This window comes from Curtobacterium sp. ODYSSEY 48 V2 (assembly GCF_023712625.1).
GTDB lineage: Bacteria > Actinomycetota > Actinomycetes > Actinomycetales > Microbacteriaceae > Curtobacterium.
Map to the genome: position 1 here is coordinate 1 of NZ_JAMAXX010000010.1, position 12716 is coordinate 12716.

Below are 12716 nucleotides of genomic sequence, written 5' to 3' on the forward strand. Positions count from 1 at the left end.
GTCGTCGGTGGTCGGGGCGCTCGGCACCCGCACGTCGACGGGTGAGACCCGTGACGGGTCGGCCGACGCGCCGCCGACGACGTCGAACGAGATGCCGAGCTCGGCGGCGGTGTCCTCGTCGAGCTCGAGTCCGTCCTCGGTGACCTGGTCCTCTGGGATGGCGCGACCCTTCGACGGGTCCCACGCGTTCGCGAACGACATGCGCACGAGCTTGCCGTCCCCGACCGACAGGACGCCGTGAGCGCCGTCGGCGGCACCGGCACCCCCTCCCCAGAGCGGGGGACACGCCTGACATTTCATCGTATCCGCATTACGATCCTCCTCGGTTTCGGAACGCAACACAGAGGAGTCCTGATTGGACGAGCGGCAGGGCAGCCGAGCAGCAGGACTCCGCGGACGGTCCGAGGAGGTCAGGGGCGGCCCCGGCGCACCCGTGGTCGTCTCCGTGCGGGACGTGTCGAAGCGGTTCACGATCCGCAAGGACAACTCGCTCAAGGAGCGGGTGGTCACCTTCGGCCGTGCAGGCCGCCGGCACAGCGAGGACTTCTGGGCGCTCCAGGGGGTCGACCTCGAGATCCCGGCCGGCAGCACGGTCGGCCTCATCGGACCGAACGGTTCCGGCAAGTCGACGCTGCTGAAGATGATCGGCGGCATCCTCGAGCCCACGACCGGCGTCGTCGAGCGCCGCGGTCGCCTCGCCGCCCTCATCGAGCTCGGCGCCGGGATGCACCCCGACCTGACCGGCCGCGAGAACGTCTACCTGAACGCCTCGGTGCTCGGCATCCCCCGCGACGAGGTCGACGCCCGGTTCGAGGCGATCCTCCAGTTCTCCGGCATCGGTGACTTCATCGACACGCAGGTGAAGTTCTACTCGTCGGGCATGTACGTCCGGCTCGCCTTCGCCGTCGCGATCAACACCGACCCCGACGTGCTGCTGGTGGACGAGGTGCTGGCCGTCGGCGACGAGCAGTTCCAGAAGAAGTGCATCGACAAGATCAAGGAGTTCCAGGCGCAGGGCCGCACGATCGTGCTCGTGTCGCACTCGCTCGGCCAGGTCCAGGAACTCTGCGACACCGCGGTCGTCCTCCACCACGGTGAGGTCAAGTACCACGGGCCCGCCCGCGAGGCGGTGCAGAACTTCCGCGAGATCCTCGAGGGCCGCCGACTCGCCGAGGCCGAGGCCGAGGACCCCGACCAGGACCCCACGCCGGGCAGGGTCACGGACGTCGACGTCCGCGTCCCAGGACGCGAGCCGCAGGAGATCGTCCGCCCGGGAGATCCGCTGCGCATCACGGTCCGCTACGAGCACGCGACGCCGCTCGACCGCTGGAACGCCGGGTTCCTCATCGAGAACTCGCTCGGCAACCTCGTGTACGGCACCGACACGGGTCGCGTGGAGAAGGTCCTCTCGCCGCTCGACGGCTCCGCGACGGTCAGGTTCGACCTGGACGCCGTCGTGTTCGGGAACGGACCGCACTTCGTGCACGCCTTCCTGTCGGACGAGCGCGGTGAGTACATCGCCCTCCGACGCGACGCCGCCCGGTTCGTCATGGAGGACGACCCGACCCACCTCGGCACCCACCGCATCCCGACCCTGATCAGCGAGGACCACACCGCATGACCCGACCGATGGTGACCATCCAGTCGGTGCTCTACCACTCCGACACGGAGCGGGTGGAGCGCGCACTCGAGAGCCTCGACAACGCCGCACGCTGGGCACGGTTCGACGACCGCGTCGCCGGGGTCCGCGTGCGCTACGGCGACTGCTCACCGGCGGCGACCGTCGACCCGGCCCTGCTCGAGCGCTGGCGCCGGGCGACGCCGAACCTCGCCTCGCTCGACTACGTGTCCTTCGGCGAGAACCTCGGGCACGGCGGCGCGCAGAACCGCCTCGCGGCCGAGGACGACTCCGAGCTGCGCATCATGGCGAACCCCGACGTGATCATCACCGGGGACACGCTCAGCCAGTTGGTCGAGCGCATGGACGACACCACGATCGGCGCGGTCGAGGCGAAGCAGCTCCCCCTCGAGCACCCCAAGGACTACGACGTCCGGAGCGGCATCACCTCGTGGGTCGCCGGTGCCTTCTGCATGGTCCGCTCCGCGCTCTTCGACGAGCTCGGCGGGTACGACCACGAGTCGTTCTTCATGTACTGCGACGACGTCGACCTGTCCTGGCGCATCCGGGAGCGCGGCTTCGGCGTGGCGATCGTCCCCGCAGCCCTCGCGTTCCACGACAAGCGCATCGGGTCGACGAGCGGCGTCCTCGAGCCGACGTCCGCCGAACGGTACTACTCCGTGGAGTCCGCCCTGCTGCTCGCCGACAAGTGGTCCCGGCCCGACATCAGCGAGGACATCCTGCGGTTCTTCGACGCGAACCCGGAGCCGGAGGCCACGCGTGCGTGCGCCGAGTACCGGCGCCGGCGCGACGACGGTCTGCTCGCGGACCGCCACGACCCCGACCACACGACCGCCGAATTCACCGGCGGCAACTACGCGGAACACCGGTACGGACTGTGAACGACGAGGCACGCTACGACAACGCCTACTCCGAGGAGAACACCTACGGGGCCGTCCTCCGCCTCCTGCGACGCTCCGTGGTCACGTCGGGCGAGCCGGCGGTCCTCCTCGACCTCGCCTGCGGCTACGGGGCCATCGCCGCGGCGGTCGAGGACCAGCTCGGCGCGACGTACGTCGGGGTCGACGTCGACGCGGACGCCGTGACGGCGCTGCGCGACGGTGGCTTCGAGGCCCACGTCGGCGACGTCGGCGATCCCGAGGCGGTGCGCGTGCTGCTGCGCGACGTCGTCGGCGACCGCCGCGTGCTCGGGGTCACCATGCTCGACGGGCTCGAGCACCTGCCCGCCGGACGGGCCGTGCTCGCCGAGGTGTCGACGTTCCTCCGCGACCACAGCGCTCCGCTCGTGCTCAGCGTGCCGAACAACACCCACCGCGACGTCGGGTTCAAGCTGGCGTTCGGCGCATGGGAGTACACCGACACCGGGCTGCTGGACGACACCCACGTCCACCTCTACAGCGAGCCCGAGCTCGAGCGCACGCTCCGTGCCGCCGGTCTGCACCGCACGGACCGCGAGGACTTCCTGCTGAGCAAGAGCGACCAGCACTTCCCGCTCGACCACCCGGCGCTCATGCGTGGCACCACCGTCAACCAGTGGATGAACGCGCTGCGCGACCAGGCCGCGCCGAACGCCCGCGTGAACCAGTTCGTCTGGGCCTGCCTGCCCGGGCCGGTCCCCGCCGCCGCGGTCACCCGGACGTCGACCGAGGACGACCCGTTCCTCACGGTCGTGATCCGGACGCAGGGGCGTCGTCCGCAGCAGCTCGCCGAGGTGTTCTCCTGCCTGGCGGGCCAGACGGACCAGGACTTCGAGGTGCTCATCATCGGCCACCACGTCGACGTCGCGACGCAGATCGTGCTCGAGCGGTTGATCGAACGCCAGCCGCCGTCGATCGCCGGCCGCACGCGCTTCGTCAAGGTCGACCACGGCTCGCGCGCCACGCTCCTCAACGAGGGCTTCCGACTGGCGACCGGGCAGTACGTCGTGGCGCTGGACGACGACGACCTGGTCTTCGCGCACTGGGTCTCGGCCTTCCGGGACGTGCACCGCAAGCACCCGGGGATGGTGCTCCGCAGCGTCGGGTCCCTGCAGGCGGCCGACGTCGTCAGCACGAGCGGCCACTGGGGCGTCCGTACCGAGGGGCCGATCACCCGGCCCTACGACGCCGAGTTCTCGATGGTGAAGCACCTCGTGCTGAACCAGACGCCGTTCATGACGGCGGCGTTCCCGCGCGGGCTCTTCACGAACCTCGGACTGCGCTTCGACGAGTCGCTGACCACGACCGAGGACTGGGACTACCTGCTCCGTGCCGCGTCGCTCGTCGGTGTCGCGGACTCCCTGCAGCTCACCGCGATCTACCACACGTGGGTGTCGCAGGACGGCTCGCGCACCGACCACGACATCGCGGAGTGGCTGCTGAACCAGTACTCCGTCGACCGCAAGATCGACGCCCTGCCGATCCTGCTGCCGGCCGGCGAGACGCGGCGCATCCGAGAGCTGGTGAAGCTCGCCGAGCAGCCGGCTCCGCTCCCCGCACCCGTGGCGCAGGAGTCGTCCGTCGACCACGGTGAGCGCTTCGCCCTGGCGCAGCGGCTCATCTCCCTGCTGGAGTCGCGGTCGTGGCGCGTGAGCGCTCCGCTCCGGGCCGTCTCGCGCCTCCGCGGGACGAGCGGCCCCGTGCGGGCGTCGGCCTTCGTCGACCCGGCCACCGACGAGCAGATCCTGCGCGACGCGATCGACGCGGTGCTGCGGTCGCGCTCGTGGCGGTCGACCCGCTGGCTCCGGCGCGGCGGCGTCTGAGCCGAAGCACCACGACGGGCTGCCCCTGGATCGTCCGGGGGCAGCCCGTCGTCGCGTCAGCGGTCGTCAGCGGTCGTCAGCGGTCGTCAGCGGGTCGTCCGTCGTCCCCCTGCGGGCCGTCGGGGCGAGATCGGTCAGCCGTCTCGGGTCACCGGGCGACCGGGCCGCCGCCCGCCTCGTCCTCGTCCTCGTGCGGGGCCGGCGAGATCGACGGGTCGACCGAGTCCGGGCCGACGTCGGCGCCGCGGTCCTCCTCGACCTCGATCTCGGTCTGGTCGTCGCCGTCCACGGGGAGATCGGCGCCGGGCTGCTGCGGATCGAACGGTGTGCTCATCGACATACTCCGAGCGTGCTCCCGCGACGGTGGGCGTCGGCTCGACGCTGTCCGTCCACCGCGCCGGGGTCGGCAGCGACCGCGTCAGCCGCGGCCGGGGCCCGTCGCCGGCCCCTGGGTGAGCGACCCGACGGTGGTGTCGACCGTCGTGTCCGCCGCACCGGATCCCTTGCCCTTGCCGCTGTTGCTCCCGGGACCGTTGCCGTTGCCGTTGTTGCCCGCGCCGCCCTGCGGGGCCTCGACGGGGTTGGACGCCGGACCGCCCGGCTCGGGGCCGACGCTCGGATCGTCGGCGGGCTGGCTCGGCTCCTGCGCTGGCTCGCTCGGCTGCTGCTGCTCCTGGCTGGGCTCCTGCGCCGGCTCGCTCGGCTCCTGCGCGGGTTCGCTCGGCTGCTGCTCCTCCTGGCTGGGCTGCTGCTCCGGCTCGCTCGTCTGCTGCTCCGTCGGCGACGAGGGCTCGCTGGAGTCGGTCGGCGCGGGCGTCGAGTCGTCTCCTCCGCCCAGCGCGATCAGCGCGACGCCGATCCCCGCGAGGACGAGGATCCCGACGACCACCGCGGTGATGATCCCCGCACGCCGTCGCTTCGGTCCGTCCGTACCGGGACCGCCCCGTCCGGCAGCCCCCGCTGGACCACCGGCTCCTCGCGACGCGGCACCACCGGCCACCGCACCACCGCCAGCAGCAGCGGCGGCGCCCGCTCCACCGGCGCCCCGCTGCGCACCGAGGACCGTCGTCGCGACGTCGTCCTGCGCACCCGTCCGGTCGTACGCCCGGGTCGCGGCGTCGGCACCGCCGGCGGTCGGCATCGCCCGCGTGGCCTGGTCGCCGTCCGCAGCGCCCGGCATGGCCTGGGTGGCCTGGTCGGCGTGGGCTGCGTCCGGTCCCCCGGCACCGAGCGCGGCACCGGCGAGACCGGCTCCGGCACCGGCCGCTCCGCCGGCAGCACGGGTGAGCGTGCCGGGTCCGCCCGGGAGCAGCTGGGTCGCCGGTGCCGTCCCGTCGCGTTCGAGGGCACGGAGACGTCGGGCCGCCTCGGCCGCGGTCGGGCGCTCGGCCGGGTCCTGCGCCGTCATCACGTGCAGCAGCGTCCGCCACGCGGTGGGCAGGTGCTGGTCGATGTCGGGGCCCCGCGTGAGCCGCGCGGTGGCGGACTCGACGGCGGTGCCGGGGAACGGACGTGCACCCGTCAGGCACTGCAGCAGGACGAGCCCGAGGGCGTAGACGTCGGCCTGACCGGTGACCTCGCGCCCGAGGACCTGCTCCGGTGAGATGTAGGCGGCGGTGCCGATGACGGTGCCGGTCCCGGTCACGCGGGCGGCGTCCCGGAGCAGCGCGATGCCGAAGTCGGCGAGCTTGACGTGCTGGCCGTCGCTCTCGAGCAGCACGTTGGCGGGCTTCACGTCACGGTGCACGATGCCCTGCGCGTGCACGGCGGCGAGTCCCTCGGCGACCTGGGCGCCGGTGCGCGCGGTCGTCGTGGTGTCGAGCGGGCCCTCGCGCAGCCGGGTGTCCAGGTCGCTGCCGGGGACGAGCTCCATCACGAGGTACGAGTCGCCGTTGCCGTCGTCGAGTGCGGCGTCGTAGAGCGTGACGAGCGAGGGGCTGCGGAGCGCGGCCAGCGTGTGCATCTCGGCCTCGGCGCGCGCACGTTCGCCGTGGTCGACCGCGCCGATCCGGAAGACCTTGACGGCCACCTCGCGGCCGAGCTGCTCGTCGACGGCGCGGTAGACGGAGGCCATGCCGCCGTGACCGAGCGTGCCGGTGACGCGGTACCTGCCGCCGAAGACCCGTTCTTCCATGCGGGTGAACCTACCGTGACGACCTGACCGGGCGTGCCGGTCCGCGGCCGCGCACGACCGGGTCGGCACCCCGGTGGAGGGCGGTCAGGTACAGCCGGTGCGCCGTGATCACGAGCGCCAGCCACGCAAGACCGAGGGCCCACGCGGCGAGCACGTCCGTCGTCCAGTGGTGGCCCAGGAACACCCGCGAGACGCCGATCGACAGCACGAAGAGCGTGCCGATGACGATCGTCCACACCCGGGTGACCGTGCGTGACTGCCGCAGGATGAGCAGGTACACGATCATGCCGACGACGACCGTGGCGTTGAGCGTGTGGCCGGACGGGAACGACGGCGAGTGCTCGTACGGCGGCACCGCGTCCGACAGCGGCGGTCGGGCACGGCCGATCAGGTCCTTGCCTGCGATGGTCATGAGGAGCGAGCCGCCGCTCGCCGCGACGAGCAGCACGAGCGGGGTCCAGGCGCGGCGCTGCACCGTGAAGCCGATCAGGAAGCAGACCGCGACGATCGGCATCCCGATCGTCCCGGCGATGTCGGTCCACCACGTGACCGCCTGGTCGGCGAACGGCGAGCGCAGGGTGAGCATCCAGTCGAGGACGGGGCGGTCGAGCACCGCGACGTCGTCGGACGCCCGCACGGCGTCGTACACCTCCGATGCCGCCCAGGTCGCGGTCGCGGCGATGCCGACACCGACGGCCAGCGTCAGGACGAGCAGGGGGAGGGCGCCGTAGCGACGGCCGAGTGCCGCCCAGCCCTCGGCGACCGTGTGGCCGGCCCGGGACCGCCACGTCGTGAGGTCGAGGTCACCGACGCGCCGGTCCTCGACGACCGCCGCCTGCTCCGCACGGTCGACCCGACCGGCAGCCGAGGGGTCCTCGTCGTGGTGTCGCTCCATCGACCCACCCTGCCCGTCCCAGGCTGCGAGCGCGCACGCGCCGGCCCGGACACAGTCCTCACGGCGGGCGAGCACCCGCACGCGCCGGCCCGGCTCAGTCCTTCGCTGCCCCGTAGTCGCGCACCGTCGACACCGTCAGGGGGAAGACCACCGGGAAGTCCCGGAAGAGCAGCCGTCCGGCGTCGACCGCCGCGGCCCGGACCTGCTCCGCCACGAACGCGGCGTGCTCGACGGGCGTGTGCACCACGATCTCGTCGTGCACGAAGAACACCAGGTGCGGCCCGGCCGTCAGCGGGCCGGGGAACCGGGTCGCGAGCCGGGTCCGGAGCGATCCCATCCAGGCTAGTGCCCACTCGGCCGCGGTGCCCTGCACCACGAAGTTCCGCGTGAAGCGCCCCCAGCTGCGGGCACGCCCCTCGACCGCCCGCTGCTGCGCCGGCGTGCCGTCCACCGACCAGGCGCGGTTGCGCGCGGCGAACCAGGCCTCGTCGGGGACGGGCGACGTCCGGCCGAGCAGCGTCGTCACGGGCTCGCCGCGCTCGCCCGCCCGGGCCGCCCGGTCGACGAGCCCCAGCGCCGCAGGGAACGCCCTCGCCAGCCGCGGGACGAGCCGTCCAGCGTCACCCTGGGTCGCGCCGTACATCGCGCCGAGCATCGCGCCCTTCGCCTGCTGCCGCGTCTCGACCGCGCCCGAGGCGACCACCCCGTCGTACAGGTCCCGCCCGTCGCCCGCGGTCGCCATCGCCCGGTCACCGGCCATCGCCGCGAGCACCCGCGGTTCGAGCTGCGCCGCATCCGCCACCACGAAGGCCCAGCCGTCGTCGGCGACCACCGCACTGCGGACCGTCCTCGGCAGCTGCATGGCACCGCCGCCGGCCGCCGCCCAGCGCCCGGTGACGACCCCGCCGACGACGTACTTCGGGTGGAAGCGCCCGTCCTGCACCCACTCGTCGAGCCATGCCCAGCCGTTCGCGGTGAGCAGGCGGGACAGGCGCTTGTACTCGAGCAGCGGCGCGATGACCGGGTGCTCGAGCTCCTGCAGCTCCCACTTGCGCGTCGACGTCACCATCAGGCCGACGGCCCGGAGCGACCGCAGGACGTCGGCGGGCGAGTCGGGGTTGAGTGCGGGGTCGCCGAGGTGTGCGCGGATCTCCCCCGCGAGCTCCTCGAGCCGGCGCGGCCGCACCCCGGTGGGTACCCGGGGGCCGAGTTCCTCCTCGAGCAGGCGCTCGTGCACGTCCGGACGCCAGGGCAGACCCGCGGACAGGATCTCGGCCGCGACGAGGGCTCCCGCCGACTCGGCGGTGGTGAGCAGGCGCAGTGCGCCCGGCGTCGTCGACGTGGCGACCGCGTCGAGCTGGCGGCGGAACTCGGCGACCGGATCGGCTGCGTCGTCGGCCGGTGCGACGGTGAAGAGCGCGTCGTCGAACAGGCGGGCCTGCGTCGGGCGGGTGGGGCGGGTGGGGCGGGCCTCCTGGCCGGGGTCGTCCCACGTGTCGGGTGGTGCCGTCGCGAGGGCCGTCCCCCGCGCGGCGAGCGCGCCGCGCAGGATGCGACGGCACAGGCGGAGGTCGACGCAGCGGCCGACGCGTCCTCCGGCCGCCAGGACGGCCGGGTACCAGCGGGCGGTGTCGTCCCAGACCCAGCGCACGTCGGGTGCGTCGTGCGCGGCGACGAAGGCCGGGAGGCCCGGCTCGTCCAGGCGCGTCGGCTCGCCGGCCGGCTCCCCCGCGTCGGTCAGGGGCGTCGCGGTGACGCCGCCGTCGACGCGGTGGAGGACGAGGTGCACCCGACGATCATCCTCCTTCCCGCGGGACGCACCGTCGGCGGTGCTCGCAGCGGGACCGCGTTGCGAGGTGTCGCCGGGGTCGCGTCGTGCGAGGGAGGGCTCAGTCGGCGGGGTGGGGGTCCTGCGTCGCGTCGGTCCGGGGGTCGGTGCCGTCGGCGTCCCCCGGGCGGACGGCCGCGGAGTCCGCGACGTCGATGCGCACGTCCCCGTCCTCGGCGCGGGAGACCTCGACGCGCGGGTCGGCGTCGTGCTCGTCCGACCCGGACATCCTGCGGAGGGTGTCCTGTCGGCGTTCCTCGAAGGACATGTCGACGCCGTCGCCGAGGTGGTCGTGGTCCGTGTCGCTCATGCGTCCGACCGTACCCGCGGCGGCCGGAGTGCCTCCCGGCAGTGCACGTGAGCAGCGTTCAGCGATTTGGTGCGCGAATCGGACAGACGCCATGGTGGAGTGATGGAGGTGGAGTGATGGAGACGGAGCGCGCACGACCACCACGGTGGCGACCGGTCCCCGCCGACGACGTCCCGATCCACGCGGTGGTCCGCTACCGCGATCGCGGGCGACTCGTCGCCGGGACGGCGGTGGACGTCCTCGACACCCCGGGGCGTCCCGCACTCATCGTCCGCACCGACGACGGGCAGCACCACGTCGCACCGCGCGCGATCCCGCTGGAGATGCAGGTCCACTGACCGGCCCGGGCGGTCGTACCGGGGCCGTCGCCACGACGCAGCGCGCTGCGGCCGCTCAGCAGAGGGGGACGTTGACCGCCAGTCCGCCCATCGCGGTCTCCTTGTACTTCGTCGACATGTCCGCACCGGTCTGCCGCATCGTCTCGACGACCTGGTCGAGGGACACGTGGTGCACACCGTCCCCGCGCAGCGCCATCCGGGCCGCGTTGATCGCCTTGTTCGCCGCGATCGCGTTCCGCTCGATGCAGGGGATCTGCACGAGGCCGCCGATCGGGTCGCAGGTCAGCCCGAGGTTGTGCTCCATCGCGATCTCGGCGGCGTTCTCGACCTGTTCGGGGGTCCCACCGAGGACCTCGGCCAACCCGGCCGCCGCCATCGACGCGGCGGAGCCGACCTCGCCCTGGCAGCCGACCTCGGCGCCCGAGATCGACGCCCGCTCCTTGTAGATCGAGCCGATCGCCCCGGCCGTGAGCAGGAAGCGGACCACGGCGTCGTCGCGGTCCTCCGGGAGGACCTCGGAGACGTAGGTCAGGGCGTAGTACAGCACCGCGGGGATGATCCCGGCGGCACCGTTCGTGGGGGCGGTGACGACCCGGCCACCCGTGGCGTTCTCCTCGTTGACCGCCATCGCGGTGAGGTTCACCCACTCCATCGCGAAGAGCGGGTCGTGGTGCGGGTCGTCGCGGGTGAGCTGCTCGTGCCAGTTCGCCGCGCGACGCCGGACCGTCAGGCCGCCGGGCAGCGTGCCGGTGCGGCGGATGCTGCGGTCGACGCTCTCGCGCATGACGTCGTGCACGTGCAGGAGTCCGGCGCGGACCTCGGCACCGGTCCGTGTCGCGGTCTCGTTCGCCATCGCGACGCCGCTGACGGGCAGGCCGGTCGCGGCGCACGCGGCGAGGAGTTCGGCGCCGCTCGAGAACGGGTGCGGGACGGCGTCGTCGACGGGGATCGCGGCCTCGGCCACGGCACCCTCGGTGTCGCTCGTGATGAACCCGCCACCGATCGAGTAGTAGGTCTCCTCGGCGAGGACCGCCCCCGAGGCACCGGTCGCCCGCAGCCGCATCGCGTTCGGGTGGCGGGGCAGCATGGTGAGCGGGTGCAGCACGATGTCGGCCTGGCGGAACGGCACCGTCGCCCCGCCCGCGAGCCGCAGCACACCGGTGCGTTCGAGGTCGTCCAGGGCCGCTGCCATCGCGTCCGGGTCGACCGTCTCGGGGTCGGAGCCCATCAGCCCGGCGAGCACCGCACCGAGCGTGCCGTGTCCCTGCCCGGTCGAGGCGAGCGAGCCGTACAGGTGGACGTCGAGCCCGGTCACGGGGGCGTCGGCGAGCCCGGCCGCGAAGGCCGCGCCGGCACGCATGGGCCCGACGGTGTGGGAACTCGACGGGCCGATCCCGACGCTGAACAGATCGAAGACGGAGACCGGCATCCCGCCACACTAACCCGTCCGGACGGCACTGCTGTCGGGTACCGGGAGTGGACCGCTCCATCGGCACGGGCGTGGGAGACTCGTGCCATGCCCATCCTCCACAAGGACATGCAGGTCTGCATCTCGCTCGCGGCCCGACCGAGCAACATCGGCACGCGCTTCCACAACTTCCTCTACGACGAGCTCGGGCTGGACTTCGTCTACAAGGCGTTCACCACGACCGACCTGCCCGGCGCGGTCACCGGGATCCGCGCGCTCGGCATCCGGGGCTGCTCGGTGTCGATGCCCTTCAAGGAGGCGATCATCCCCCTCGTCGACGTGGTCGAGGAGTCCGCGGCCGCCATCCGGTCGATCAACACCGTGGTGAACGACGACGGTGTGCTCACCGCGTCGAACACCGACTACGAAGCCGTCGCGTCCCTGCTCCGCACGCACGACGTCGACCCGACGGCCCGCGTGGTGCTCCGTGGCTCCGGCGGGATGGCCAAGGCGGTCACGGCGGCGTTCCGCGGTGCGGGCTTCGAGCAGCTCACCGTCGTCGCGCGCAACGCGGAGACCGGTCCTGCCCTGGCCGAGCAGTACGGCTTCGACTGGGTCGCGAGCGAGCAGGAGGCGCCCGAGGCCGACGTCCTGGTCAACGTCACCCCGCTCGGCATGCGCGGTGCGGACGAGGACGCCCTCGCCTTCGCGCAGGACCGTGTCGAGGCCGCGTCGACCGTCTTCGACGTGGTCGCGTTCCCCGCCGAGACCCCGCTGGTCCGCGCCGGTCGCGCCGCGGGTGCGCGCGTGATCACCGGCGCCGAGGTCATCGCGCTGCAGGCCGCGCGACAGTTCCAGCGGTACACGGGCGTCGCCCTGACGGACGACCAGGTGCGTCGAGCGAGCGAGTTCAGTCGCGCGGAGTGACCGGGTGGCGGCACGGAGGTCCGTGGCGGTGCCGCCACGAGCCTCCATGCCGTCTACTGGGCGCCCGCGCGCCCCTCCGCGACCCAGCGGAGCCGCCGGATGCTCTCATTGTTGCGGATCCAGATGCCGGGCTGCGCGATGAACCCGGGCACGAGTGATCCGGGACCCCGGACGGGGTTCTCGCGGAGCGTCACCCGGCTCCCCCGCGGGTGCGGTTCCACCTCGACCTCGACCCGGGCCTCGCCGACCGGCCAGCCCTTCGCCTGGATGACGAGCCGCCGGGGCTCGTCGACCTCGAGCGAGATCGTCGTGTCGTTGATCAGGAACGGCCAGATGCCGAACGAGTGGTGCAGCTCCGTACCGACGGCGGGCCACCCCGGGTCCTGACCGCGCATGCGCGAGGCGCCGACCACCCAGGTCGGGTAGAGCCAGCCGTCCCGGAGGACGTCGAAGACGGCCTCCGGGCTGCAGTGCACGATGCGGACGTTCTTCGCCAT

Annotated in this window: 13 protein-coding genes; 5 read left to right on the forward strand and 8 right to left on the reverse strand. The window is 73.0% G+C overall.

The genetic code is table 11. From position 1 onward, the window contains the following. On the reverse strand, positions 1–201 hold a 201-nt coding region (locus M3666_RS14485), incomplete at its 3' end, for a hypothetical protein (RefSeq protein WP_066657251.1). Positions 202–355: 154 nt separating this feature from the next. Between M3666_RS14485 and M3666_RS14490 the strand changes: the two genes are divergently transcribed. Genes M3666_RS14490 through M3666_RS14500 form a run of 3 tightly spaced genes read left to right on the forward strand, consistent with a single transcriptional unit; the run spans position 356 to position 4379 of the window. Further along, a complete protein-coding gene (locus tag M3666_RS14490; RefSeq protein ID WP_251155583.1) occupies positions 356–1621 on the forward strand; it encodes an ABC transporter ATP-binding protein in 1266 nt (421 codons plus the stop codon). Continuing rightward, positions 1618–2520 (forward strand): hypothetical protein, encoded by a 903-nt coding sequence (locus tag M3666_RS14495; RefSeq protein WP_209684848.1) that lies wholly within the window; start codon positions 1618–1620, stop codon positions 2518–2520. The genes M3666_RS14490 and M3666_RS14495 overlap by 4 nt, the downstream gene beginning before the upstream one ends. Beyond that, positions 2517–4379 (forward strand): methyltransferase domain-containing protein, encoded by a 1863-nt coding sequence (locus M3666_RS14500; protein WP_251155584.1) that lies wholly within the window; start codon positions 2517–2519, stop codon positions 4377–4379. The genes M3666_RS14495 and M3666_RS14500 overlap by 4 nt, the downstream gene beginning before the upstream one ends. 148 nt (positions 4380–4527) lie before the next feature. Here the strand turns inward: M3666_RS14500 and M3666_RS14505 are convergent, their stop codons facing one another. From M3666_RS14505 to M3666_RS14525, 5 genes are all read right to left on the reverse strand, one after another. Then, the gene (locus M3666_RS14505; protein WP_251155585.1) at positions 4528–4713 is read right to left on the reverse strand and encodes a hypothetical protein; all 186 of its coding nucleotides are present in this window, start codon (positions 4711–4713) and stop codon (positions 4528–4530) included. Between the two features lie 84 nt (positions 4714–4797). Further along, positions 4798–6513 (reverse strand): serine/threonine-protein kinase, encoded by a 1716-nt coding sequence (locus M3666_RS14510; RefSeq protein ID WP_251155586.1) that lies wholly within the window; start codon positions 6511–6513, stop codon positions 4798–4800. A 10-nt stretch (positions 6514–6523) separates the two neighbouring features. Further along, complete coding sequence (locus M3666_RS14515) at positions 6524–7408, reverse strand: phosphatase PAP2 family protein (RefSeq protein WP_251155587.1); 885 nt, start codon at positions 7406–7408, stop codon at positions 6524–6526. A 94-nt stretch (positions 7409–7502) separates the two neighbouring features. Continuing rightward, a complete protein-coding gene (locus M3666_RS14520) occupies positions 7503–9197 on the reverse strand; it encodes a bifunctional 3'-5' exonuclease/DNA polymerase (RefSeq protein WP_251155588.1) in 1695 nt (564 codons plus the stop codon). A gap of 100 nt (positions 9198–9297) precedes the next feature. Continuing rightward, positions 9298–9546, reverse strand: a complete 249-nt coding sequence (locus tag M3666_RS14525; RefSeq protein WP_245172042.1) for a hypothetical protein — start codon at positions 9544–9546, stop codon at positions 9298–9300. A 116-nt stretch (positions 9547–9662) separates the two neighbouring features. Here M3666_RS14525 and M3666_RS14530 point away from each other — a divergent pair, with 116 nt between their 5' ends. Continuing rightward, positions 9663–9884 (forward strand): hypothetical protein, encoded by a 222-nt coding sequence (locus M3666_RS14530; RefSeq protein ID WP_251155589.1) that lies wholly within the window; start codon positions 9663–9665, stop codon positions 9882–9884. A 55-nt stretch (positions 9885–9939) separates the two neighbouring features. Here the strand turns inward: M3666_RS14530 and M3666_RS14535 are convergent, their stop codons facing one another. Beyond that, positions 9940–11313 (reverse strand): L-serine ammonia-lyase, encoded by a 1374-nt coding sequence (locus M3666_RS14535; RefSeq protein ID WP_066657280.1) that lies wholly within the window; start codon positions 11311–11313, stop codon positions 9940–9942. Positions 11314–11400: 87 nt separating this feature from the next. On the opposite strand from M3666_RS14535, the gene M3666_RS14540 reads away from it, so the two are divergent. Next, positions 11401–12219, forward strand: coding sequence for a shikimate 5-dehydrogenase (locus M3666_RS14540; RefSeq protein WP_251155590.1), 819 nt, complete (start codon positions 11401–11403; stop codon positions 12217–12219). 53 nt (positions 12220–12272) lie between these two features. Here the strand turns inward: M3666_RS14540 and M3666_RS14545 are convergent, their stop codons facing one another. Further along, positions 12273–12716, reverse strand: coding sequence for an SRPBCC family protein (locus M3666_RS14545; protein ID WP_066657286.1), 444 nt, complete (start codon positions 12714–12716; stop codon positions 12273–12275).